Raw genomic sequence first — 23,685 nt, 5'->3', positions numbered from 1 at the left:
TGCCCCATGGATCAATATTTAACTGTGAATGTGGTGACTCCTGACGGTTTGGTCTATGATCACCATGCAGCGATCGTAGTAGCACGTACTACAGCGGGGGAAATTGGTATTTTACCTAAACATGCGCCGATCATCGTTCCATTAACAATTGATGAAGTCCGTGTGAAGAGAACAGACTCTGATACCCACGTCGATTGGATTGCTGTCAATGGCGGAATCATGGAAGTTCGTGACAATGTTGTTTCAATCGTTGCCGATAGTGCAGAACGTGAAAGAGATATTGACGTTTCTCGGGCAGAAAGAGCCAAACAACGTGCTGAGCGACAAATCGCAGAAGCAAAAGAAAAAGAAGATACGAATGAATTGAAACGTGCGACAGTTGCTTTGCATCGTGCGATCAACCGAATCAAGGTTTCAAAACATTCTTAAAAGCAACGAATGAGGACCTAACAAGTAGGCCTTAAAAAATCCAAGATTCTTAAGGAGATTCCTTAGAATTTTGGATTTTTTTTATCGTTTTTTTATTGGTAGTTATATTCTAAACATAAAAAGTAAAGAACAATTACTTCTTTATTACATAAAAATATGGAACTTTCATCATTAGGATACTATGGTAAACTAATTGCAGTAAAAAAGGGGGTATCATAATGCCAAAAAAAATTCAACGTTTTTCCTCAGTAGACACAAAAGAAGAAACACATACGCAACAAAAATCACTATCTTACTCAGAAATAGTAGGCAATCTTACGGATGATCAAACAGTTTCGTTACATAAACAATTACAAGAATTTAGGGACTATCTTTTAAAGAAGAGCCTTGAATCAGAAAAACAAGAAAAAGAGGAGTTTCCATCTAATAGACATCATTTTGGTCCACCTCTATCGGAAAATAATACAGATAATCTTGCTGAGCAACAACACTCGCGATCGGAACCAATTCAAAGAAAGAGAACGTTGCAAAACATTATTAACGAAAATGAACTGAAAATGATTCAAAATCAAGATAGTCATGCAGTGTCAGAACAGAATAACAAAGTACAAGTTCCCCCGTATAAGAAACAAAAAGTTGCTCCAGAGAACGAACTGGAAAATCATTTGGAGTACTCATTAGATGTCGAACGGTTACTGGAAATAGAAGAAATGTTGGGGATCAGAAACACTTCCCAATCAACAACGCTGTCTACCAAAGCCCAAGAGTCTTTATATGAAACTAAGGAATTTGTACAAGATACAAACGTGCCAATAGAAAGTAATAGCGAGTTCAGGTGTTCAACACAACAACCATTGGAGAATGGGCAGACAAGCACTCAAAGTAAGAAGGAACAAGCGCTTGTTGAATCAGTGAAGTGTTTGTTGGAGCAAAGACATAAACTATTTTTTTTGCGATTAGCTAAAAAACATGAGATGAGTTGTCAAACTGTAAAAAACATTTTAATTGAGAATAATATAGATGTAACTGCTGAGAATAATAAAATAAAAGTAGAGTCTGAAGAAAAAGCACGGCAATTATTAACGGAAGTATTTCACGGAAGGAAAAATTTATCATTTGAAAATATTAAACAAATGGTACGATTGAACAACAATGATATTACAATTTTAGCTAAGAATCACTTAAAAGTTCTCCTAGAACAAGCACACGCATCTCATCTGAATGGTTCTCAGAAGGAAACTTCAATAGATAGGATTCTTTTGACATATTCTGGATGGACTATGCCAATGCAATATAAATTGTCAAGGCTGGATACTGAATTAAAAGAACAGATAGATAAACACGGCGTAATAAACATAAATGAAATATCAAAGAAAATACCATGTAGCCAAATTGATGTCATCAAGCGAATAGGACAGTTAAATTATCAGCAATATCTCCCACCAATTTATATGTTTCACCCGCAACTAAATGAGAAAATCCAAAAGCCATTTTATGATGCAATAATACAAGATAAATCGATTCCTACTGATCAAACAAATCAATTTTTTAATCCTAGTACTGATCAAAACATTGCTTATTTGAAGGAACGAATAAAATTAAATCTCGCTAGAAAAGCTGAGTTTGAAACAGCAGAACAAAAAAACAAGACAATTATGGATCAGAGAACTCAGTTAAAAAACCAACCGATTAGAAACAATCAATCTCCCGCTATGGAAGAACGTTGAGTGTTTTAATTTTCGTAGTATGACTATTTTTTTTGTTAAATCGGACTAGGACAAAAGAAAAAAGTTCAAAGGAGGACGATTATTGCTGCTATTATTTACCTTGAAAACTAAAAATAAATAAACTTATGGGAAGGAAAATGAACGATGAAACAGGAAATAATTCTATTTTATGGCTTATCACCAAAAGCGGAAAACTTACAGAAACAGATTGAAAAAATTAGAAAAAAAGGATTCTATTCAAGTGATACTGAAGGACAAGGTCCCTGTGATATCAGAGAGTACAATAATCATTTTTCATCGATTACATATGATCACCCAAAAAATCCGATGAATCTTGAATACTTAAAAGATTTTTCAATAAATTGGAAAAAATATATTTCACCATTTAAAGATTGGTGGCCTTTATGGTCTTACTATTTTCAACGCACACAAGATACTGAAAAAAATAAAGTAATCAATTTTAATCCTGGGCTACATGAATCTACGAAAAAAAATATAGAACACCTATGTGAGAAAAATCGCAAATATACAGGACAGCTGATTGTTAGAGGTTGTAAAATTGGATTAGACAGTGCAAGAGATAATGAAAATGTAACCATTTATTATTGTATTGATGGTTTAGATATGAAACGTATTATAGAAAAAAAAGATAAAAAGGCTTTCACTCCTAAAGAACTTCGCTATCTCTTTCGCAATTGGAAAGATTTTGAAGGAAAGGTACATTTTTTTGAAGATGGATATGAAGTGCCTGCACCTTGGAAAACATCTCCAAATGAATGGGAAAGTTATAAACCAAAAAGTTGGCAAGCGTTGAATGAACAACCACCCTTTCAAGAGAATCAAGTGAAACCAGAAACAATCAACCAACGAATATGTAGACAAAAGTATCTAAATGAAATAAAAAATAATTTATTTAAGCTAAAAGTAGCAGAACAACCACACTCTCAAGAGAATCAAGTGAAACCAGAAACAATCCACCAACGAATATGTAGATAAAAGAATTTAAATGAAACAATAACAAATGACTTAGCTGACCTTAAAGTACAAGCAAAGAAGATGGCAAAAAAAAGAAATAGACTTGATTGTACGATCATCAAGAAATTAAACAAAGGATTTTTTGTTCTTACACTATAAAAGAGAGCATATATTTATATTAAATAATCGTTTAATTAACAATGGTAAATACTATCATAATGATATGAGTACATAAGCAAAAAAGGAACAACTTTCATCAAAGATGCATGTGAAATAGTAGTTAAAATAGTTTATAAAAATAAGGTATTAAAACAGAGTCATCATTTGAATGTAAAGTTCTTGAAAATTCTTGTCTCGTTTAGCCAACAAATTCCATCTTTTTACAACCAATAATTTCTCTATTTTTCCAATTTATGGTATCATCATTTTGTTAGTTATTAAAAAAAGTATAATTTTGAAGGGACGTCACTATGCAAGTATACGGAATTGATGCAATTATTCGAATCGTGAGTCATTTAGCTTTTATTTATCTGGCTTTCTGGTCGTTGCGGTCACTGCGAATTGAGATGTTTTTTAAAAAAATGCATGATACGCAAATTCGAATGGCGATTGTATTCTTCTCTATTTTTTTAGGATATACTGCCAGTAATTTCTTCTTAGAAATTATTGCATTGTGTCGAAATCTTTTCGTTAGCCTGCAGTAAAAAAAAGGTACTATAAAAAAAGGTACTATTTTAATAAAAGAAATGATATAATAGAAAAGATTTTGAGTCTTTATAGCTCATTGGAATTTTTTGGGGGGAACAACATGGAAGAGATCATCGTCAAAGGTGGCAAACAATTGAATGGAACAGTAAAAATCGAAGGAGCTAAAAATGCTGTTCTACCTATTTTAGCTGCTAGTTTGTTGGCTGAAGAAGGAACAACCGTTTTAGACAACGTTCCAATTCTTTCTGACGTCTTCACTATGAATCAAGTGATTCGTCATTTAAACGTAGATGTAGTGTTTGATGAAGACAATAATCAAGTAACGCTTGATGCGTCAAGACAATTAGAAATCGAAGCGCCATATGAATATGTGAGTCAAATGCGTGCTTCTATCGTTGTAATGGGACCATTACTTGCTAGAAATGGTCATGCAAAAGTTGCCATGCCAGGGGGATGTGCGATTGGGAAACGTCCAATTGATTTACATCTTAAAGGATTCCAAGCATTGGGTGCGAAAATCATTCAAAAAAATGGCTACATCGAAGCTATTGCGGATGAATTGATCGGTAACACGATCTATTTAGATTTTCCAAGTGTTGGAGCCACTCAAAATATCATGATGGCAGCAGTAAAAGCTAAAGGAACAACGATCATCGAAAACGTCGCTCGAGAACCTGAAATTGTAGATCTTGCAAATATTTTAAATAAAATGGGCGCAAATATCTATGGTGCTGGTACGGAAACGATGCGTATCGAAGGAGTCGATCATCTGCATGCAGTGAAACACGCAATTGTTCAAGACCGGATCGAAGCAGGTACTTTTATGGTAGCAGCAGCGATGACTGAAGGAAATGTCTTGATCGCAGATGCAATCTCAGAACATAATCGTCCGTTGATTTCTAAATTAATTGAAATGGGTGCAACGATCACTGAAGAAGAAGGCGGCATTCGAGTTGTTGGTCCAAAACATATTTTACCAACTGACGTCAAAACAATGCCTCATCCTGGTTTTCCGACAGACATGCAAGCCCAAATGACTGCTATTCAGTTAGTTGCTGAGGGAACGAGCATGGTGACTGAAACAGTTTTTGAGAATCGCTTCCAACATTTGGAAGAAATGCGCCGTATGAACGCCCATGTGAAGATTGATGGAAACGTAGCGATTATGGACGGGAATCATGAATTACAAGGTGCTGAAGTTTATGCAACAGATTTACGAGCTGCTGCAGCATTAGTACTTGCTGGTTTAAAAGCAAATGGCATAACACGCGTTCGCAATCTTAAATACTTAGATCGTGGTTATTATCAATTCCATATTAAATTGCAAAACTTAGGTGCAGATGTGGAACGTGTGGCAATCGATCAAACGCCCGCTGATAAAACAGCTCAAGTCACTGTTTAAGGACGTGATAAAATGAGTAGCCAACGGTATATTTTAATCACATTGGTGAAGATTTTAGTTGTCATACTATTACTGATTCTTTTATTTATAGCTGGAACAATGATTGGATACGGGGTTATCGGTGGTGGAAATCCGTTTAAGGTTTTTCAACCAAGTTTGTGGCTGCACATCCAGGATTTTTTCAGATAAAGAGTTTTGTGAAAATGATAGTGTAAGCAAACAAAGGATTTCTTAAAACGAATTTTCGCTTTTGAGAAGTCCTTTTTTATTGTGAGTCATTCCACTGTTTGGCAGATTATTGCTCCTTTGAACAGTCGTTTGTCATGAATAGGAGAATGAGGAGCAAAGCTTTAATAATGAGGTGATGAGATGAAAAAAATCTTAGTGGCTATTGTCCGTTTTTATCAACGGTTTATTTCTCCTGCTTTTCCACCTAGCTGTCGGTACTATCCTACTTGTTCAAACTATATGATACGTGCGATTCAAGTACACGGTGCATTTAAAGGAACGCTGATGGGGACAGCACGCATTTTGCGTTGCCATCCATTCGTAAAGGGCGGAATCGATTACGTGCCTTTAAATTGCCAATTGACACGTAATAAGAAAGATAAAGAGATGCCTAATTATGATGAAAAATAAACAGTCAGGTAAGACCGAGCATTCTGAAGAAAAAAGTATCGTCACACTAGAGCAATCAACTTTACCTTGGTCATTATTGTTGGATGCAGATCCTGAAGAGGAAAACGTCCAACGATACATTGATCAAGGGTCTGGTTTTATATGGAAAGCAGAAAACGACATTCAGGGAGTGATCGTTTTTCTCACAAATAAATTAGTGTTTGAAATAATGAATTTAGCTGTAGCTCCAAAAGTTCAAGGTCAAGGAATCGGCTACGCGTTGCTTACCCATACACTAAAAGAAATGAAAAAGTTAAAAACCACCCAACAACAAGTCATTATTCGGACGGGGAGTACGTCATCAGCAGCTTTACAACTGTATAAAAAAATCGGCTTCCTGGAAATTTCTAGAGAAAAAGATTATTTTGTCAAAAATTATAAACAGCCAATCTATGAAAATGGCCAACGTTTACGAGATCAAGTAACTCTAGCAAAGAAAATTTGAACTCATCCATAAAAAGGCTTTCAAAATACTGTGGCTTGACTTAAAATAAAAACAGTATGAGAAAAGGAGACAAATAAATGATGGGTATTTTAGTTTTTGATTTTGGTGGTTCCGCAGTAAAATATGGCTATTGGAATGGACAAGCGCTTGAAGACACCAGCCAATTTCCGACTCCTAAGACATGGGAAGAAATGAAAGCGCATTTAAAACAGGTATTCCAAACGTTTGTAAAACAGAAGGCGATTGAAGGCATAGCAATCAGCGCACCTGGAGTAGTGAATCAGGAGAAACAGCTGATTGAAGGGATTAGTGCCATTCCTTATATCCACGGATTCAATATTTTTCATGAACTGGAGGAACTCTTCCATTTACCAGTGACGATCGAAAATGATGCTAATTGTGCTGGAATGGCTGAGTATTATGAAGGCGCAGCGAAAGAATATCAACATGTAGCATTTGTTGTACTTGGGACTGGAGTAGGTGGAGCAATCTTTACCCAAGGACAACTAAATAAAGGCGCTCATTTGTACGGGGGAGAATTTGGCTTGATGTTCTTAGAAGGCAATCAAACATTTAGTAAGCTTGGTACAGCAGTTCAAATGGCTTGGCGTTACTGTGACCGTTTGGGAGTTTCACGTACGACTTATAGCGGAAAAGAAGTCTTTGAACGAGCAGAACAAGGGGATGAACTAGCAAAAGAAGAGGTAGATAATTTTTATAATTATTTAACAAAAGGTTTGTTTAGTATCCAATTTTCGATTGATCCTGAAGTCATCGTGATTGGTGGGGGGATCTCTGCAAAAGCAGGGTTATTAACAGAAATCAATCAACGAATGAAACAATTAACTACTGATTTAGAACTAAATGACTTTGATCCTAAAATTTTATTATGTGATTATCGAAATGATGCAAACTTGATTGGAGCAGCTGCCAATTTCACCGCTCAACGTGAAGGTTTAGTTCAATGATGCATAGCGTTGAACAAAACTTTTAGACATATGGTAGGCATTCCATGAATGAATATGATAAACTATCATGGAGGTGGAAAAAGATGTCAAAAAAAAATAAAGATATTGAAGTACGTATCGAAGAAGTCAAAAAACAAATCAAAGGAACAACTTATGATGTGACTCAGTTATTTATTGGTAAAAAAATGATTGGGGAAATTTTGGCTTATGGACCAAAAGAATTTGAAATTTTTTTTGGTGAAGAAGATTTTGGGAAAGAAAAGAGTCTTGAAAACGCGATAGAAACAGTTATTCGTCACTGGAATCTTCACGAATAAAAAAATATCAAAAAAATTTTCAATAAGGGGTTGCAAAAATCTGGAAAATTAGGTATTATAACTAAGTCAGGTTGATACAAACCTTTCGGAGGAGTAGCGAAGTGGCTAAACGCGACGGACTGTAAATCCGTTCCTTAGGGTTCAGTGGTTCGAATCCACTCTCCTCCATTTCATTGGGGTATAGCCAAGCGGTAAGGCAAGGGACTTTGACTCCCTCATGCGTTGGTTCGAATCCAGCTACCCCAGTAGTACGGAGTGATCTATTAAGATCACTCTTTTTTTGTGTGAAAACAGCTTGTTTCTTGAAGATTATCATGAAATAGGCTAGAGTGAATAGTAGATAGATCAAAAAAAGGGGGCAGTAAAATGAAGTGGAAAGAAAAAGTAGATGAGACCGCAGAGAAAATCTATGATTTGATTAAGTCGGAAAAGTATCAGGTAGAAGTCTGGTTACCGAAAAAATCAGAAAAAGCGATACAAGTGAAATCAAAGCGTCCAACCAATCACACAAAAAAATGGCTTTCAAAAAACCGTTAAGAATAACACAATCTCTAAAAAACAGTGATTTTGCTGTCTTTTGGAGATTTTGTTATTTTAAAAAATGATTTTCAATCCTTCCACTTGGATTAAAGAGGAAGGACACACATTTACTTACATAAACTTTTGGATAAAATAATCGGATTGGCAAATGATTGATCGACAATTAGTCGAGCAAAAGAAACTTTTTCCTTTTCAGTTGTGAACCAGGTATATACCAGTTATAATAAAGGAAATGAAAGGGCGGATATACGTTATGTCGAATCAACTACCAGTCTATATACAAATCCATGATCAGATCAAAAGTGAAATCGAACAAGGTATTTGGAAAATCGGTGATCGCCTTCCTTCTGAAAGAGAATTGGCAGTGAAATTCAATGTTAGTCGAATGACTTTACGTCAAGCCATTCAAAACCTGGCTGATGAAGGGATTTTGGAAAGAAAAATTGGCTCAGGTACATATGTAGCAAGAGAAAAAGTCCAAGAAAAGATGTCTGGTGCGACCAGTTTTACTGAAATTATGGAATCACAGAATCGAGTACCCTCTAGTCGGACAATCTCTTATTTTTTAACTTCCCCAAGTTCTAGTGAAATGGAGAAGCTGCAACTGGAAAAAGACGAAACGATTCTTCGTATGGAACGAATTCGTTATGCTGATGATATACCAATCTGTTTTGAAGTAGCCAGTATCCCGCAAAAGATTATTGCAGACTATAGTAAATCTGAAATTACCAATTCTCTTTATCGGGTACTCGAAGAGAAAAGTGGGCATAAGATCGGGGCAGCTAATCAAACAATCACAGCCATTCTTGCTTCAGAAAAAATTGCAGAATATTTAGAAGTAAAAAAAGGAGATGCTGTGTTACGTTTACGCCAAACTTCTTATTTTGATGACGGTACCCCATTTGAATATGTTCGTACGCAATATGTAGGGAATCGTTTTGAATTTTATTTAGAGAAATAAAAGAGGGACACGAAACAGTCCAAATAAAGAAGAGCCTGAGACAAGTTTTGTCCTAGGCTCTTCTTTTTTGATTTCGAAATCAGCGGTTAGAGTGATTACTGGTCAGCTTCTACCAATTGTTCATGATAGGAAATTGGCCCATCTGTAAATTCCACTTGTCCATTCAATAATTCAACGACTGCTGTTTTAAATGCAGTAACTTCTTTTTCTACAATCAAACAGTGAACCGTGACTTTGTCTGTGTAGATCGTTTCTTTTATAGGAATATGTTTCAACTCAAGCATATTTTCTAATTTACCTAATTGCGGATAGGTGATATGGACAGCTATTTCTTGCTGTTGTGTTCCTTCAACGATCCCGATTTCAATTAGTGCGTGAGAAACAGCCTGTGTATAGGCACGAATCAAACCACCGGTACCCAATTTTGTCCCACCAAAATAGCGTGTGACGACAGCGACCACATTGATCAATTCATTTTTTTTTAGTACTTCCAGCATTGGGACACCTGCCGTACCACTAGGCTCACCGTCATCACTACTGCGTTGAATTTCATTTTTTTCACCGAGAACGAAAGCACTACAGTTATGGTTTGCTTTCCAATGCTCTTTTTTCATTGCCTGAATAAACGCTTTAGCTTCTGCTTCCGTTTCAATTCGTTTCATAGAGCAAATAAAACGAGATTTTTTGACTTCGATTTCTGCTTGACCGTCTGCTTGGATGGTTCTATAACTATTCAGCGTGATGCTTCCTCCTTACAAGTAGTTGATAATAGTCAAAGTATAATGAATTATTCCTTTAGTTTCAACACTTATAATACTTGAGTAATGAAGAGAGTCTATGGGATAATAGAAGAAAGAAAGGTGAGATGGGGATGAAAGAACGCATAAAAAAATATGACGCCATCACCCAATATTTAAAAAATAACGGGGGATCACAGGTTACTTTAACATTTACACAGATCGACGAACTTCTTTTTCCAAGTTATGGGCTCCCTAAATCAGCTAGACAAAGCACTGATTGGTGGGCAAATGATTATAAGCACCCAGAAAAAGGAGCATATGGCTGGATCAATGCTGGCTACGAGGTTGTGGTGATCAATTTAAAAAAAGAATATGTTGTGTTCAATCAATTAGTTAAATCGAGTTGGCTATTCGACTGATAAGAAAACGTTGACATTATCTTGCTTTTTTGTATAATAATCACACAAGCAAAAAAGAAATCGTTTGCAAAAGTTAAAAGAATGGAGAGAGTAAAATGACTAAAAAAACAATCATGCTCGTATGTTCTGCTGGGATGAGTACCAGTTTACTTGTAACAAAAATGCAAAAAGCTGCTGAAGAACAAGGAATTGATACGGATATTTTTGCCGTATCAGCTTCTGATGCCGATAATCAGCTAGCTTCTAAAGAAGTTGATGTTTTGCTGTTGGGACCACAAGTCCGCTTCATGAAAGCTGATTTTGAAAAACGTCTAGAGCCAAAAGGAATCCCATTAGATATTATCAATATGGCAGATTATGGTTTGATGAATGGCGAAAAAGTATTACAACAAGCCATCCATTTAATTGAAAACAAATAAAGGACAGAGCATACTAAGATGTTCAAATCGGAAATAAGCCGAAAAATCCAGCGAATAGGGCGCCTATTCAAGGATTTTTTGGCTTATTTTTTATACCAACCGTTTCAAATAACCATTTATTCTCAAATTTTTTGAAGAATGGACTGATGTAGCGTATCTTCTTTTAGGGGATTAGATGAAAAAAAGTAGTTTATGCAGTTTATATGGTAGACGATTACTTACGAGAGACTTGAGAGAATGGACAGAGAGTTTTGAACAGATTCGCTATCAGAAACTAGCTGCCATTCATCTACAAGGAAATTGGTTAACATGTAATCGATGCAGCATGCGAACAAAAATAGGTAAATCAGAGCAAAAGCAACCAATCCTCTTTTGTCCTGTTTGTCTTTTTTTAGGTCGTTGTGACAACACACAAGAATTATTTTTATTTGAACAACCTGAGTTGCCGAAAAGAAATGTCTGTTTTACTTGGACAGGAAAGTTAACGCCAACTCAACAAGCGATTTCTACGAACTTGGTCACTGATGTCTCGGGAAAACAGCACATGATTTGGGCTGTGACAGGAGCGGGAAAGACTGAGATGCTTTATGAAAAGGTCATAAAAACGTTAGAAAAAGGTGGACGAGTCGCATTAGTTTCACCTAGGGTTGATGTGTGTAACGAACTTTACCTGCGTTTTTGTGGCGTTTTTCCAGAAGAAGACATTGTCCTGCTTCATGGAAAAAAGAAAGAAGCCTATCGCTTTAGTCCATTCGTGATTGCGACTACGCATCAGCTGTATCGTTTTTATCAGGCGTTTGATCTGTTAGTCGTCGATGAGGTGGATGCGTTCCCTTTTGCAGGAGATCCTGGATTAGCTTATGCTGTTGAAACTGCAATTAAACCAAAAGGAACATTTATCTATTTAAGTGCGACACCTAATGAACAGTTACTGAAAAAAATCCGTTCAACCTTTTTGATCCATCAATTGCCCCTTCGCTTCCATCAACGGTTATTGCCTGAACCACATTTGTTTTTTTGGAATGACTGGCCGAATAAATGTTTGAAAGAAAAAAAACTTCGACCACTTTTGAAGTGTCTAAAGATGCTGCTCCAACAAAATCATGTCTTATTATTTTGTCCGTCGATTGCCTTAATGAATCGATTAGCCTCACTGTTAAAGCGTTGTTTACCCATGTACCGTATTACCGATGCATCCGCAAAAGATCCAAACCGTTCAGAAAAAGTTCAGCAAATGAGAAAGCAACAATATGATGTGTTACTTACTACAATGATTTTGGAACGTGGGGTAACATTTGCGAATGTGTCAGTGATCGTGTTAGGCGCTGATCACCGTGTTTTTACTAAATCTTCCCTTGTACAAATCGCTGGTCGAGCCGATCGAAAGGGAGATTTTACCAATAGCCAAGTCTATTTTTTCTATGAAGAACTGACAAAAGCTATCAAATTAGCCTGTCGTGAGATCAAAGAAATGAATCGTCAGGAAAAAAGCAGCTTGCTATGAAAAATAGTGAGCCTAGAGGAGAAAAAACACATGAATCGTTGTAGTTATTGTCAAAAACAAGTCATCCGAAATTTGAAGATCAGCGAGATTCTTGGGTTGGGAAAGATTCTTCCTCAGATTTGTGAGGACTGTTCAAATTTGTTTCGTCCGATAAATAAACAGCAAAGCTGTCGAACTTGCCAGAAAGAACTGCCTGGTGATATTACGTATTGTGAAGATTGTATTGCCTGGAAAAACGACTATCCCAATTATGATTTCAGTCATCATGCTTGTTTTTACTATGATTCAGCCTTCAAAGAATGGTTAAAGCGCTATAAATTTATGGGAGATGTCCGACTGGCAGGTACATTTGCTAAACAGTTGCAAATAATACAACAAGAATTTAGCGATTATCAAATCTGTCCAATCCCACTAGCAACTGCTCGTTTAAAAGAACGTGGGTTTAATCAGGTCATTGAAATGTTGAGAGTAGCTAAAATACCTTATAGTCAACTGCTGACTCGCTCTGATCATTCACTTCCACAATCCCAAAAAACACGTCAGGAACGTTTTAAAACTACCCAACCTTTCAAATTAGCTGTTGTTCCAACGATCATCAAAGGGAAAAAAGTATTGTTGGTAGACGATGTCTATACGACGGGGCAAACCCTTTTCCATGCGGCTTCTTGTTTATTGCCACATGCTCCTGAAAAAATCCGCACCTTTTCGCTAGCTCGATAAATAAATGAAAAACGAATGTCCTTGATAGCGATTTAGTTTGCAAATGGATTAGAGTTCGATATAATGGTAGTAAGAAGAGGGAAAGAGTGGTCCTTCTCCTTCTTGATTGTGGTAGACGAAAGGGGTAATTTTTATGTTTAGATACAATGTACGCGGTGAAAATATCGAAGTAACTGAAGCGATTCGTGACTACGTTGAGAAAAAAGTAGGAAAACTTGAACGCTATTTCAGTGATGCACCCGATGCTACAGCACATGTAAATTTAAAAGTTTATACTGAAAAAACAGCGAAAGTGGAAGTAACTATTCCATTACCTTATCTTGTATTGCGTGCCGAAGAAACATCACCTGATCTTTATGCAAGTATTGATTTGGTAGTTGACAAATTGGAACGACAAATCCGCAAATTCAAAACAAAAATTAACCGTAAATCTCGCGAAACCGGTATGAACACAGCCGATGCAGCGGTATTATTCAATAACGAAGCTGACGATGCCGATCATGAAAATGATTCTGAATTAGACATTGTCCGTACGAAACGTTTATCACTGAAACCAATGGACAGTGAAGAGGCTGTTCTACAAATGAACATGCTTGGTCATAATTTCTTTATTTTTGAAGATGCAGAAACCAATGGTACAAGTATCGTTTACCGTCGTAAAGATGGCAAATACGGTTTGATTGAAACCGACTGATAAATAACAATTAGAAAAAGCAGTAAAAAGCTTGTGGCAAACCCTTCACGGTTTGCCACAGCTTCTTTTTTGTCTACGTCAGAAATTGTGAATTAATTGTGAATATATTACATTAATTGTGTTAAGATATTTCAATTATCTAGAACTAATGATAAAATAGAAACTAGAATCTACATAATCTGGATAATATATGTAAAAAGGAGATTATACAACGCATGGCCAATTTTATTCGTTCGATTATCGAAAATGATAAAAAAGAACTAAAACGTTTAGATCGTATTGCTAAAAAAGTAGAAGATCATGCTGACGAAATGGCAGCATTAACAGATGAACAATTACAAGCAAAAACAGCTGAGTTTAAAGCTCGCTATCAAAAAGGGGAAACTTTAGATCAATTATTACCGGAAGCCTTTGCGGTAGTTCGTGAAGCTGCCAAACGAGTGTTGGGACTTTATCCTTACCATGTACAATTGATGGGGGGGATCGTTCTTCACGATGGAAATATCCCAGAGATGCGTACTGGTGAAGGGAAAACTTTAACAGCGACAATGCCGGTTTATTTGAATGCATTGACGGGAGAAGGCGTTCACGTCGTTACTGTCAATGAATACCTGGCTACTCGTGACTCCTCTGAAATGGGCGAATTATACAACTTTTTAGGTTTAACAGTTGGCTTGAATATCAATTCAAAATCAGCGGACGAAAAACGAGATGCTTACAATTGTGATATTACCTATAGTACCAATAATGAATTAGGTTTCGACTATCTAAGAGACAACATGGTCGTCTATCGTCATCAAATGGTTCAAAGACCATTGAATTATGCGATTGTCGATGAAGTCGATTCGATCTTGATCGATGAAGCAAGAACACCGTTGATTATTTCAGGTCAAGCTGAAAAATCAACAGCTTTATATACAAGAACAGATAATTTTGTGAAACGTTTGAAAGAAGAAGAAGATTATAAAATCGATGTGCAATCGAAAACAATCAGCTTGACTGAAGCGGGGATCGAGAAAGCCGAAGAAACATTTGGCTTAGAAAATCTATATGATATTGAAAATACTGCCTTAACCCACCATCTGGATCAAGCGTTGCGTGCCAACTATATCATGATCTTGGATATTGATTATGTGGTCCAAGATGGAAAAGTCTTGATCGTTGACCAATTTACTGGTCGTATCATGGATGGACGCCGCTACTCTGATGGATTACATCAGGCGATTGAAGCAAAAGAAGGCGTAGAGATCGAAGACGAAACGAAAACGATGGCGACAATCACGTTCCAGAACTATTTCCGAATGTATAAGAAACTGTCAGGTATGACTGGTACAGCAAAAACAGAAGAAGAAGAGTTTCGGGAAATCTATAATATTCAAGTTTGTCAAATCCCAACAAATCGTCCAGTCATTCGTGACGACCGACCTGATTTGTTATATCCAACATTGACTAGCAAGTTCCAAGCGGTGGTGCAAGACATCAAAGAACGTTACCGCAAAGGACAACCTGTTCTTGTCGGAACGGTAGCAGTAGAAACTTCAGAATTATTGTCTGATATGTTGAATCGTGAACGTATCCCACATGAAGTATTGAATGCAAAAAACCACTTCAAAGAAGCGGAAATCATCATGAATGCTGGTCAAAAAGGTGCGGTGACGATTGCAACGAATATGGCTGGACGTGGTACAGATATCAAGTTGGGACTTGGTGTCAGAGAACTAGGCGGACTAGCTGTTATCGGGACAGAACGTCATGAATCACGTCGTATCGATAACCAATTACGTGGTAGAGCTGGACGTCAAGGAGACCCAGGGATGTCTCAATTCTATCTTTCATTGGAAGATGATCTGATGAAACGATTTGGTTCTGAACGGATCAAAGCATTCTTAGATCGCATGAAAATCGGTGAAGAGGATGCAGTGATCCAAAGTAAGATGCTGACAAAACAAGTGGAATCAGCACAAAAACGTGTCGAAGGAAATAACTACGATACTCGTAAAAATGTCTTACAATACGATGATGTAATGCGAGAACAACGCGAAGTTATCTACAAACAACGTCAAGAAGTCATCATGGAAGAAACAAGTTTGTCTAAACCAATGATGAATATGATCAAACGTACGATCAGTCGGGTAGTAGATGCACACACACAACTAGAAAAAGACAACTGGAACCTTGAAGGAATCGTTGATTTTGCAGGTAGTACATTAGTCCATGAAGATAGCATCTCAATCGATGATCTTAAAGGGAAAGAACCGCAACAGATCAAAGAATATTTAAATGAGTTAGCACAAGAAGTATTTAATACGAAAGCTAACCAGCTCAACGGACCTGAACAATTACTAGAATTTGAAAAAGTAGTCATTCTACGAGTAGTGGATTCGAAATGGACCGATCATATCGATGCTATGGATCAATTACGCCAATCAATCGGTCTTAGAGCATATGGACAAAACAATCCATTGGTTGAGTATCAAACAGAAGGATACAAGATGTTTGAAGAGATGGTTGGAGCGATCGAATATGAAGTGACTCGTCTCTTTATGAAAGCTGAGATTCGTCAAAATGTTCAACGGGAGCAAGTGTCAACCGGCGAAGCAGTTCAACCAACTACCGGTGATGCAAAAGAAAATAGCAACACAAGTGCCAAAAAACAACCGGTTCACGTGAACAAAGTAGGCAGAAATGATCCTTGTCCATGTGGTAGCGGGAAAAAATATAAAAACTGTCATGGAAAAGATGAGAACTAATTTTTGACAGCTAGCAGATAAGATTGGTGAGATCGGTTCTTTTTGATTAAGAATCGACTCACCTTCTTTCTGTTATGAAGCGTTTCTGTTAAACTAAAGTGGTTGAATAAAACATAAAATAATGTAGATAGAAAGAGGGAAGTTTATGGAGATTTCAGAAATCCGTAACTTATTAGCTGAGATGGAAGAAAAGGTCACAAGTTTCAGGAGGTCTCTTTGACTTAGATCGTTTGGAAGAAGACATCGCTGAAGCTGAAGCCAAAATGGCAGAGCCTGGTTTTTGGGATGATAGCGAAGCAGCACAAAAAGTGATCAATGAAAACAACACAAATAAAGAAACGTATGATCAATTCAATGCGTTAGCTGAAGAATTAGAAGAGTTAGCCCTAATGGTAGAAATGTTGCAAGAAGAACCAGATGCACAAATGCAACAAGAAGCAGAAGATAGAATCCAACTATTAGACGAAAAAATGAAGACGTATGAATTAGCCATGCTTTTAGATGGTCCATATGATCGCAACCATGCAATCGTCGAACTTCATCCTGGAGCAGGGGGTACAGAATCCCAAGACTGGGGAAGTATGTTGTTACGCATGTATACACGTTGGGCAGAACAACATGGCTACCAAGTGGAAACATTGGATTACCAAGCAGGGGATGAAGCAGGAATAAAAAGTGTGACTTTACTGATCAAAGGGCATAATGCATATGGCTATTTAAAATCGGAAAAAGGTGTCCACCGTCTTGTTCGGATCTCCCCATTTGATTCAGCCAAACGGCGCCACACTTCGTTTTGTTCGGTCGATGTGATGCCAGAACTAGATGAAACGATTGATGTTGCGATCAACCCAGATGACTTGAAGATCGATACGTACCGAGCAAGCGGTGCCGGAGGACAACATATCAATAAAACAGAGTCTGCCGTTCGGATCACTCATCTTCCAACAGGAACGGTCGTAGCTAGTCAAGCGCAGCGTTCACAATTAAAAAACCGAGAACAAGCAATGAGCATGTTGAAAGCGAAATTGTATCAACTTGAGGTTGAAAAGAAAGAACAAGAAGCTGCAGCATTGCGTGGGGAGCAAAAAGAAATTGGTTGGGGTTCACAAATTCGTTCCTATGTCTTCCATCCATATTCAATGGTAAAAGATCACCGGACAAACGTAGAAACTGGTAATGTTCAAGCTGTAATGGATGGCGATTTAGACTTATTTATTGACGGATATTTAAAAATGCACCTCTAAATAGTTGACTTTAATTGAAATAAAATTGTAAGATTTTGAAAGCAAGATGAAACATTACCATGCTATAATGGTGAGAGACTGAGAAAAGATATGGAGAGAACGCCATGATTGAAATGAAGGATGTCATGAAAAAGTACTCAAATGGTACGACTGCAATCCGAAATTTATCGGTTGTTATCGATCAAGGAGAGTTCGTTTATGTAGTTGGTCCATCAGGGGCTGGGAAATCTACATTCATCAAATTGATGTATCGAGAAGAAAAAGCGTCAAAAGGAACCTTAAATGTTGCTGGTCATGATTTAATGGCAATCAAAAACAAAGATGTTCCTTACTTACGCAGAGAAATCGGGGTAGTTTTCCAAGACTACAAACTGTTGCCGAGAAAAACAGTTTACGAAAATGTCGCTTATGCGATGCAAGTAATCGGTAGAAAACCACGAGATATCAAAAAACGTGTGATGGAAGTGTTAGATCTTGTTGGATTGAAACATAAAGTGCGTGTTTTTCCAAGTGAGCTATCTGGTGGGGAACAGCAACGGGTATCGATTGCCCGTGCAATCGTAAATACGCCGAAAGTATTGATTGCTGACGAACCTACAGGAAATCTAGATCCGGAGAATTCTTGGGAGATCATGAAGTTATTGGACCGAATCAATGCTCAAGGGACAACGGTTGTTATGGCAACCCATAACAGTACGATCGTGAATACAATTCGTCATCGAGTGATCGCCATCGAAAATGGACGAATCATACGTGACCAAGCGGAAGGGGAATATGGATACGATGATTAGAACCTTTTTCCGACATTTATTAGAGAGTATCAAGAGTTTAAAGCGTAACGGCTGGATGACTGTCGCTTCAGTGAGTGCCGTGACGATCACATTAACATTAGTTGGGGTGTTCATGGCTGTGATCATGAATGCAACGAAACTAGCCGAAGATATCGAAGGCAACGTAGATGTTTCTGTTTTCGTTGATATTGGCACGAATGAAAAAGATATGAAGACTCTTGAAAAACAATTAAAAGAGATTGATCACGTCAAAAGTGTCAAATTCTCAAGTAAAGACCAAGAGTTGAAAAAGATCCAGGATGCTATGGGGAATTCATGGAGTTTATTTGAAGGAGATAACAACCCGTTATATGATGTTTATGTCGTTCAAACGTCAGAACCTTCTTATACGAAACAAGTATCTCAAGAAGCCGGAAAATTAGCGAATGTTTCTCGCGCGGATTACGGTGGAACGTCTTCAGATAAAATTCTTAAGCTTGCAGGAACCGTTCGAACATGGGGCTTAGCTGCAGCAGCATTATTATTGTTTATTGCAATGTTTTTGATTTCAAATACAATCAGAATCACGATCTTATCTCGCCAAAAAGAAATTCAAATCATGCGATTAGTTGGTGCCAAAAACGGCTACATTCGTTGGCCATTCTTTTTAGAAGGTGGCTGGATTGGTTTGATCGGTGCAATTATTCCGGTATTGCTGATTACATTTGGGTACCAAGAAGTATTCCGAATGCTTAACCCTTCATTATTGCGCTCCCACTATTCCTTGATCCAACCACAGGATATCGTGTGGAAAATCAACGCTTTGATGGCTGGGATCGGAATCATTATCGGTTCATTAGGATCAATTATTTCGATGAGAAGATTCTTGAAGTTTTAATTCATTTCCATCGTTTCACCATATGAAAGGATGGAACGAGTTGTTTCAAGAAGATCCAACAACTTTAAAGTTTAAATGGATGATTCAATGAATCAGCAGACAGAAATTCATTTTTCTGTCTGCTTTTTTAGTTGAGATTGGGACAAAACTCGTCTCAGTCTCTTCTAGTATCTCTAAAAACGAATAAACGGCGTTCAAGAAGCAACTCCTCAACAATAAACGATGATTTTCTAAAATAGGAGGAGCTATTTTAAAAAATCCTCTCTTATTCGCTCGGAGCTAAACGCTTCTTTCACGACCTCTTGCTAAACGGTGTTCAAACATCAGCTCCTTGAAATAAGCCTGAATTTTTCAAAACATGAGAAGCTGTTTCAAAAAATTCTTTCTTATTGTCATCAGAGCTACCCGATGTTTTCACGACCTCTGATTCACGGTGAGACAAAAGCAGCATCTTCGGAAAATTTGCCGAAATTTACCAAAAATTTGAGAAGCACCAAGTAGATAACAATCAACATCAAAAACTAGTTTTTGTGTTTCTTGTAAATTTTCGGAAATTCCTTCTTATTTCTTGATGCTAAACACTTTTGTCTCAACCTTTTTCTAAAACGCTATCATTTTTTTGTCTCATAATATAAAATAAAAAAATAATATCAAGTAAATGATCAATAGGAGGAACGATGTTACCATCAATAATAACAGTAGAGAAACTTATGGAAATAATCGAGTTACCAAAGGAAGTGCAACATGAGCTAACACAAGTCATTTCACAATTAGAAGAAAATGAATTAATTACTAGTGGAAAACGGTTATTGGAAGTAACCAAAGCAGAGGATGAAGCCAAACGATTGTCCGAAGTGTATCAAGGAGAGACCATCAAAGAACTAGCTTTTCATCTTTATGCAGCAAGTATGAGTTGGGAACGTGTTTATTTGCCACGTCAAATCCCTTTTGAGATATATCAAGAGACTATGCATGCGTTCACACGTTTTTTAGAAGAATCCAAGAGAATCAATCATTTCTATCAATTTGATCGAGGTTTTTGGACATGGCGCTTTGTTTGTGGGTTGGAATTTAGAATCAACCAATTAGAATTTGAGATGGTGACACCTCCTCATAAAAATAAAGTCCCTGAATTAGCAGAGAAAGGCTACATCTCGATTCATATTCCATCGGATGCTGATATGACATATTCCATCATTGCTAAAAATTATGCAGAAGCAAAAAAATTTATTACGAAGTATTTTCCAGACTATCGCTCAGCGTCTTTTATTACGGATACGTGGTTGTTGTCTCCTAAATTGAAAGATTGGTTAAAGCCAGATGCAAATCTAAATTTATTTGCGAACGATTACCAAATTTTATTGTCAGAACCAAATAAAAACGAAGGTGTATTTTGGATTTTCAATACGATTTCTTCCGATGTTACGAGTTATCCGGAGAAGACTTCCCTTCAAAGAGCAGCAAAAAAAGAAATGTTACAAGGAGGTCATATCGGTTCAGCAGTAGGTATTTTAATTCATTGAGATCATTATCTGTCTGATACTTTCACTTTACTTTAAAAAACATCTCGGCTATTCTTAAGTAGGTGTAAAAGTGAAGAGGTGAGCCATGAGAGTAGTTGTTGATAATTTTTTTACGATCATCTTAATTGCGAATATCTTATTATCAATTGTCATTGTTTTTCGTGAACGAAAAGAAACCGCTCAGACATGGGCATGGTTGTTAGTATTAATGTTTATTCCGATTGTCGGTTTTCTTTTATATATCTTTTTTGGCAGAGGTATTTCACAAGACAAGATATTTGATTTGAAGATCCAAGGGAAAATCGGGAAGAACTTGGAAATTGAAGAAGACAAACAAGCCTTGATGCGAGGACTTTATCCGCATCCACCAACAGGACAAGTTGATGTCAAGCAACTAATCTATATGCTGACAGTGTTTGAAAGTACATTGTACACAACTGGAAATGAAGTGACTTTATTTACGGATGGACGAGAAAAATTTGATGCATTGATTGAAGACATCAAGCAGGCAAAAGATCATATCCATCTACAATATTATATTTATCGGGGCGATGCTCTGGGTAAGGAAGTGCGTGACGCGCTGACTGAAGCAGCTCAAAGAGGGGTCAAAGTCCGTGTATTATTAGATGCTTGGGGGTCTACCCAAGTAAATGCAAAATTTTTCCACGAATTACAGGTAGCTGGTGGTGAAGTCGCTTTTTTCTTTCCACTATTTGTCCCTTATATCAATCCACGAATCAATTATCGAAACCATCGGAAAATCGTTGTCATTGATGGGAAAATTGGTTATACTGGTGGATTCAATGTAGGAAACGAATATTTAGGAGAAGTTTCAAAGTTTGGTTATTGGCGAGACAATCATTTGCGAATCTACGGGGAAGCAGTTTATACGCTACAAAATCGTTTCTTGATGGATTGGAACTCGCAGCACGTGAAAGAAGTCAGCTATGCACCAAAATTTTTCCCAAAAATTGATTCTGTAGGCACTTTAGCACTTCAAATCGTCACAAGTGGCCCAGATTCTGAGCATGAACAAATCAAATTGACTTATTTAAAAATGATTTCATTAGCAAAAAAAGAAATATTGATTCAAACGCCTTACTATATCCCAGATGAATCCATTCATGAAGCATTGAAATTAGCCTTGCTTTCTGGTGTCAAAGTTCAGATTCAGATTCCCAATAAACCTGATCATCCGTTAGTCTATTGGGCAACTTATTCTTTTGCAGCAGAACTAATCGAATATGGTGCAGTGATCGAAACCTATGAAAATGGGTTTATCCATGCTAAGACCATGATCATTGACAGTGGAATAGTTTCAATTGGTTCAGCAAATATTGATGTCCGTTCATTCAAATTAGACTTTGAAGTGAATGCGTTGATCTATGATGAAGGAATGGCGACTCACGTAAGAAAAGCTTTCTTTGCTGATTCAAGAAAGTCACAACTGTTAACCAAAGAACGCTATGAAAATCGAGGATTTATCATCAAATTAAAAGAAGGTTTGGCACGATTGATCTCGCCATTATTATAATTGCTACTTCCAGCTAATCAAAAAGGACATGAGGGAGGCGTCTAAGACGTCAGCTCATGTCCTTTTTCTGTCGGGGCCATTTCTGTAAACTGTCAGAAATGGAGAAAGCGTCTCACAGGAACAAAACTAACTTTGGGGTACTTCTTGTTTTTGGGGAAAGCAAGAAATAAGTTAGATAATGTTTGATAAAGAGACACATTTCAAAGCCAGTATAGCATAGAATAACCTAATGAGATAGTGTTTTTTTATTAATAATCATTATTTTTGTTATTTTATAATTTTAATTCGTTTTCAAGTATTTTGTTAAATGTTAAAATGAACTTACTTTAGGACTGAAGGAGATTTCTAAATGAAAAAATTAAAATTACTTTTACCAATAATAGGATTAACTATTCTTTTATCAGGTTGTTCAAAATGGATCGATCGAGGAGAATCCATTACAGCTGTCGGGTCTTCCGCATTGCAACCATTAGTTGAAACAGTCGCTGAATCTTTTCAGGCTGCAAACCCTGGGAAATTCATCAATGTCCAAGGAGGAGGAAGTGGAACTGGATTATCTCAAGTCCAATCTGGAGCAGTAGATATCGGGAATTCTGATTTATTTGCGGAGGAAAAATCTGGAATTGATGCATCTGCTTTAGTTGATCATCGGGTGGCTGTAGTTGGGATCACACCGATCGTTAACAAGGAAGTGGGCGTTAAAGACATCTCAATGGAAAACTTACGGAAGTTATTTACGGGTGAAATCACCAACTGGAAAGAACTTGGCGGGAAAGACCAACCAGTGGTTATTTTAAATCGTGCATCAGGAAGTGGGACACGTAGTACTTTTGAAAAATGGGTCCTTGATGGAGAAACGGCGATTCGTGCGCAAGAACAAGATTCAAGCGGAATGGTGCGACAAATCGTTGCAGATACTCCAGGAGCAATTAGTTATGTCGCTTTCTCATATGTAACCAACGATGTGGCTACTTTGAGTATTGATGGTGTAGAGCCAACCGATGACAACGTTACGACCAATAAATGGATCATTTGGGCTTATGAACATATGTATACAAAAAATCAACCAAAACAGTTAACGAAAGAGTTTTTAAACTACATGCTATCAGAAGAAGTTCAAAATAATATCGTAGGTGAATTAGGTTATATTCCGGTTTCACGTATGCAAGTAGAACGTGATTGGGAAGGAAATATTGTAAAATAATCATCTTTACACAATCTTTACAAACTTCGCATAAATTTTACATGTTATTAAACTCAAATTGATGTTCGCTTTGTACACTGTATAAGTATGTTAAACCTTACTGGGGGGGAATCATC

At 37.1% G+C, this 23,685-nt stretch carries 25 protein-coding genes and 2 tRNA genes; 26 read left to right on the top strand and 1 reads right to left on the bottom strand.

Annotation, left to right across the window (positions count from 1 at the left end):
• Positions 1-6 precede the first annotated feature (6 nt).
• From IGJ27_RS09345 to IGJ27_RS09280, 14 genes are all read left to right on the top strand, one after another.
• Positions 7-429, top strand: coding sequence for a F0F1 ATP synthase subunit epsilon (locus IGJ27_RS09345; RefSeq protein ID WP_010737985.1), 423 nt, complete (start codon positions 7-9; stop codon positions 427-429).
• Positions 430-647: 218 nt separating this feature from the next.
• On the top strand, positions 648-2,156 hold the full coding sequence (locus IGJ27_RS09340; protein WP_256733919.1) for a hypothetical protein: 1,509 nt from the start codon (positions 648-650) through the stop codon (positions 2,154-2,156).
• A gap of 144 nt (positions 2,157-2,300) precedes the next feature.
• Positions 2,301-3,152: a hypothetical protein gene (locus IGJ27_RS09335; RefSeq protein ID WP_256733920.1), complete on the top strand. Its 852-nt coding sequence runs from the start codon at positions 2,301-2,303 to the stop codon at positions 3,150-3,152.
• A gap of 449 nt (positions 3,153-3,601) precedes the next feature.
• Positions 3,602-3,835, top strand: a complete 234-nt coding sequence (locus tag IGJ27_RS09330) for a DUF1146 family protein (RefSeq protein ID WP_010718588.1) — start codon at positions 3,602-3,604, stop codon at positions 3,833-3,835.
• Between the two features lie 104 nt (positions 3,836-3,939).
• Entirely contained in the window at positions 3,940-5,241 is a 1,302-nt protein-coding gene (gene murA / locus IGJ27_RS09325; protein ID WP_010718587.1) for a UDP-N-acetylglucosamine 1-carboxyvinyltransferase, read from the top strand.
• 12 nt (positions 5,242-5,253) lie between these two features.
• Positions 5,254-5,430, top strand: coding sequence for a DNA-directed RNA polymerase subunit beta (locus tag IGJ27_RS09320; protein ID WP_010718586.1), 177 nt, complete (start codon positions 5,254-5,256; stop codon positions 5,428-5,430).
• A gap of 180 nt (positions 5,431-5,610) precedes the next feature.
• The gene (gene yidD, locus IGJ27_RS09315) at positions 5,611-5,880 is read left to right on the top strand and encodes a membrane protein insertion efficiency factor YidD (protein ID WP_010718585.1); all 270 of its coding nucleotides are present in this window, start codon (positions 5,611-5,613) and stop codon (positions 5,878-5,880) included.
• Positions 5,867-6,364 carry a GNAT family N-acetyltransferase gene (locus IGJ27_RS09310; RefSeq protein WP_256733921.1) on the top strand — a complete coding sequence of 166 codons (498 nt, stop codon included), beginning with the start codon at positions 5,867-5,869 and terminating at the stop codon, positions 6,362-6,364. Before yidD ends, IGJ27_RS09310 begins: the two co-directional genes overlap by 14 nt.
• An 80-nt stretch (positions 6,365-6,444) precedes the next feature.
• Positions 6,445-7,332 (top strand): ROK family protein, encoded by an 888-nt coding sequence (locus tag IGJ27_RS09305; RefSeq protein WP_034699200.1) that lies wholly within the window; start codon positions 6,445-6,447, stop codon positions 7,330-7,332.
• Between the two features lie 83 nt (positions 7,333-7,415).
• Positions 7,416-7,649: a DUF2969 domain-containing protein gene (locus tag IGJ27_RS09300; RefSeq protein ID WP_010718582.1), complete on the top strand. Its 234-nt coding sequence runs from the start codon at positions 7,416-7,418 to the stop codon at positions 7,647-7,649.
• An 87-nt stretch (positions 7,650-7,736) separates the two neighbouring features.
• Positions 7,737-7,817 (top strand) — tRNA-Tyr (locus tag IGJ27_RS09295).
• A gap of 6 nt (positions 7,818-7,823) precedes the next feature.
• A tRNA-Gln gene (locus IGJ27_RS09290) sits at positions 7,824-7,895 on the top strand.
• A gap of 120 nt (positions 7,896-8,015) precedes the next feature.
• Complete coding sequence (locus IGJ27_RS09285; RefSeq protein WP_178305787.1) at positions 8,016-8,186, top strand: hypothetical protein; 171 nt, start codon at positions 8,016-8,018, stop codon at positions 8,184-8,186.
• A gap of 256 nt (positions 8,187-8,442) precedes the next feature.
• The gene (locus IGJ27_RS09280; protein ID WP_010718580.1) at positions 8,443-9,150 is read left to right on the top strand and encodes a GntR family transcriptional regulator; all 708 of its coding nucleotides are present in this window, start codon (positions 8,443-8,445) and stop codon (positions 9,148-9,150) included.
• Positions 9,151-9,245: 95 nt separating this feature from the next.
• On the opposite strand, the gene IGJ27_RS09275 is transcribed toward IGJ27_RS09280, so the two are convergent.
• Positions 9,246-9,893: a YigZ family protein gene (locus IGJ27_RS09275; protein WP_053765692.1), complete on the bottom strand. Its 648-nt coding sequence runs from the start codon at positions 9,891-9,893 to the stop codon at positions 9,246-9,248.
• 128 nt (positions 9,894-10,021) lie between these two features.
• On the opposite strand from IGJ27_RS09275, the gene IGJ27_RS09270 reads away from it, so the two are divergent.
• The 12 genes from IGJ27_RS09270 to IGJ27_RS09215 all read left to right on the top strand — a co-directional run bounded on the left by IGJ27_RS09270 (position 10,022) and on the right by IGJ27_RS09215 (position 23,569).
• Positions 10,022-10,309 (top strand): DUF7662 domain-containing protein, encoded by a 288-nt coding sequence (locus tag IGJ27_RS09270; protein ID WP_010718578.1) that lies wholly within the window; start codon positions 10,022-10,024, stop codon positions 10,307-10,309.
• A 95-nt stretch (positions 10,310-10,404) separates the two neighbouring features.
• Positions 10,405-10,728 carry a PTS sugar transporter subunit IIB gene (locus IGJ27_RS09265; RefSeq protein ID WP_010718577.1) on the top strand — a complete coding sequence of 108 codons (324 nt, stop codon included), beginning with the start codon at positions 10,405-10,407 and terminating at the stop codon, positions 10,726-10,728.
• Positions 10,729-10,903: 175 nt separating this feature from the next.
• Positions 10,904-12,232 (top strand): DEAD/DEAH box helicase, encoded by a 1,329-nt coding sequence (locus IGJ27_RS09260; protein ID WP_178305788.1) that lies wholly within the window; start codon positions 10,904-10,906, stop codon positions 12,230-12,232.
• A 30-nt stretch (positions 12,233-12,262) separates the two neighbouring features.
• Positions 12,263-12,952, top strand: a complete 690-nt coding sequence (locus tag IGJ27_RS09255) for a ComF family protein (protein WP_178305789.1) — start codon at positions 12,263-12,265, stop codon at positions 12,950-12,952.
• A 133-nt stretch (positions 12,953-13,085) separates the two neighbouring features.
• Complete coding sequence (gene hpf, locus IGJ27_RS09250; protein WP_010718572.1) at positions 13,086-13,646, top strand: ribosome hibernation-promoting factor, HPF/YfiA family; 561 nt, start codon at positions 13,086-13,088, stop codon at positions 13,644-13,646.
• A gap of 215 nt (positions 13,647-13,861) precedes the next feature.
• Positions 13,862-16,396, top strand: a complete 2,535-nt coding sequence (gene secA / locus IGJ27_RS09245; RefSeq protein ID WP_010718571.1) for a preprotein translocase subunit SecA — start codon at positions 13,862-13,864, stop codon at positions 16,394-16,396.
• 145 nt (positions 16,397-16,541) lie between these two features.
• Positions 16,542-17,640 (top strand): peptide chain release factor 2 gene (prfB, locus tag IGJ27_RS09240; protein WP_178243920.1). Its coding sequence is split into 2 segments (ribosomal slippage): positions 16,542-16,613 and positions 16,615-17,640, totalling 1,098 coding nucleotides; the frame shifts between segments, so codons are not numbered across the junction.
• Positions 17,641-17,744: 104 nt separating this feature from the next.
• Positions 17,745-18,431 carry a cell division ATP-binding protein FtsE gene (gene ftsE, locus IGJ27_RS09235; RefSeq protein ID WP_010718569.1) on the top strand — a complete coding sequence of 229 codons (687 nt, stop codon included), beginning with the start codon at positions 17,745-17,747 and terminating at the stop codon, positions 18,429-18,431.
• Positions 18,424-19,308, top strand: coding sequence for a permease-like cell division protein FtsX (ftsX, locus tag IGJ27_RS09230; RefSeq protein WP_278250225.1), 885 nt, complete (start codon positions 18,424-18,426; stop codon positions 19,306-19,308). Before ftsE ends, ftsX begins: the two co-directional genes overlap by 8 nt.
• A gap of 677 nt (positions 19,309-19,985) precedes the next feature.
• Positions 19,986-20,831 (top strand): acyltransferase domain-containing protein, encoded by an 846-nt coding sequence (locus IGJ27_RS09225; RefSeq protein WP_178305790.1) that lies wholly within the window; start codon positions 19,986-19,988, stop codon positions 20,829-20,831.
• Positions 20,832-20,916: 85 nt separating this feature from the next.
• The gene (gene cls, locus IGJ27_RS09220) at positions 20,917-22,365 is read left to right on the top strand and encodes a cardiolipin synthase (RefSeq protein WP_010718567.1); all 1,449 of its coding nucleotides are present in this window, start codon (positions 20,917-20,919) and stop codon (positions 22,363-22,365) included.
• 349 nt (positions 22,366-22,714) lie between these two features.
• Positions 22,715-23,569, top strand: coding sequence for a phosphate ABC transporter substrate-binding protein PstS (locus IGJ27_RS09215; protein WP_010718566.1), 855 nt, complete (start codon positions 22,715-22,717; stop codon positions 23,567-23,569).
• Positions 23,570-23,685: the final 116 nt, after the last annotated feature.

The sequence above is a fragment of the Enterococcus sp. DIV1726a genome (assembly GCF_051710985.1).
Taxonomy (GTDB): Bacteria; Bacillota; Bacilli; order Lactobacillales; family Enterococcaceae; genus Enterococcus_B; species Enterococcus_B hirae.
The sequence above is the reverse complement of the archived record's forward strand: the minus strand, read 5'-3'. Positions and strand labels throughout refer to the sequence as shown.

Coding starts and splice junctions, on each gene's coding strand:
- IGJ27_RS09345 (WP_010737985.1), top strand. CDS start 7: ATGGATCAATATTTAACTGTGAATGTGGTGACTCCTGACGGTTTGGTC.
- IGJ27_RS09340 (WP_256733919.1), top strand. CDS start 648: ATGCCAAAAAAAATTCAACGTTTTTCCTCAGTAGACACAAAAGAAGAA.
- IGJ27_RS09335 (WP_256733920.1), top strand. CDS start 2,301: ATGAAACAGGAAATAATTCTATTTTATGGCTTATCACCAAAAGCGGAA.
- IGJ27_RS09330 (WP_010718588.1), top strand. CDS start 3,602: ATGCAAGTATACGGAATTGATGCAATTATTCGAATCGTGAGTCATTTA.
- murA (WP_010718587.1), top strand. CDS start 3,940: ATGGAAGAGATCATCGTCAAAGGTGGCAAACAATTGAATGGAACAGTA.
- IGJ27_RS09320 (WP_010718586.1), top strand. CDS start 5,254: ATGAGTAGCCAACGGTATATTTTAATCACATTGGTGAAGATTTTAGTT.
- yidD (WP_010718585.1), top strand. CDS start 5,611: ATGAAAAAAATCTTAGTGGCTATTGTCCGTTTTTATCAACGGTTTATT.
- IGJ27_RS09310 (WP_256733921.1), top strand. CDS start 5,867: ATGATGAAAAATAAACAGTCAGGTAAGACCGAGCATTCTGAAGAAAAA.
- IGJ27_RS09305 (WP_034699200.1), top strand. CDS start 6,445: ATGGGTATTTTAGTTTTTGATTTTGGTGGTTCCGCAGTAAAATATGGC.
- IGJ27_RS09300 (WP_010718582.1), top strand. CDS start 7,416: ATGTCAAAAAAAAATAAAGATATTGAAGTACGTATCGAAGAAGTCAAA.
- IGJ27_RS09285 (WP_178305787.1), top strand. CDS start 8,016: ATGAAGTGGAAAGAAAAAGTAGATGAGACCGCAGAGAAAATCTATGAT.
- IGJ27_RS09280 (WP_010718580.1), top strand. CDS start 8,443: ATGTCGAATCAACTACCAGTCTATATACAAATCCATGATCAGATCAAA.
- IGJ27_RS09270 (WP_010718578.1), top strand. CDS start 10,022: ATGAAAGAACGCATAAAAAAATATGACGCCATCACCCAATATTTAAAA.
- IGJ27_RS09265 (WP_010718577.1), top strand. CDS start 10,405: ATGACTAAAAAAACAATCATGCTCGTATGTTCTGCTGGGATGAGTACC.
- IGJ27_RS09260 (WP_178305788.1), top strand. CDS start 10,904: ATGAAAAAAAGTAGTTTATGCAGTTTATATGGTAGACGATTACTTACG.
- IGJ27_RS09255 (WP_178305789.1), top strand. CDS start 12,263: ATGAATCGTTGTAGTTATTGTCAAAAACAAGTCATCCGAAATTTGAAG.
- hpf (WP_010718572.1), top strand. CDS start 13,086: ATGTTTAGATACAATGTACGCGGTGAAAATATCGAAGTAACTGAAGCG.
- secA (WP_010718571.1), top strand. CDS start 13,862: ATGGCCAATTTTATTCGTTCGATTATCGAAAATGATAAAAAAGAACTA.
- ftsE (WP_010718569.1), top strand. CDS start 17,745: ATGATTGAAATGAAGGATGTCATGAAAAAGTACTCAAATGGTACGACT.
- ftsX (WP_278250225.1), top strand. CDS start 18,424: ATGATTAGAACCTTTTTCCGACATTTATTAGAGAGTATCAAGAGTTTA.
- IGJ27_RS09225 (WP_178305790.1), top strand. CDS start 19,986: ATGTTACCATCAATAATAACAGTAGAGAAACTTATGGAAATAATCGAG.
- cls (WP_010718567.1), top strand. CDS start 20,917: ATGAGAGTAGTTGTTGATAATTTTTTTACGATCATCTTAATTGCGAAT.
- IGJ27_RS09215 (WP_010718566.1), top strand. CDS start 22,715: ATGAAAAAATTAAAATTACTTTTACCAATAATAGGATTAACTATTCTT.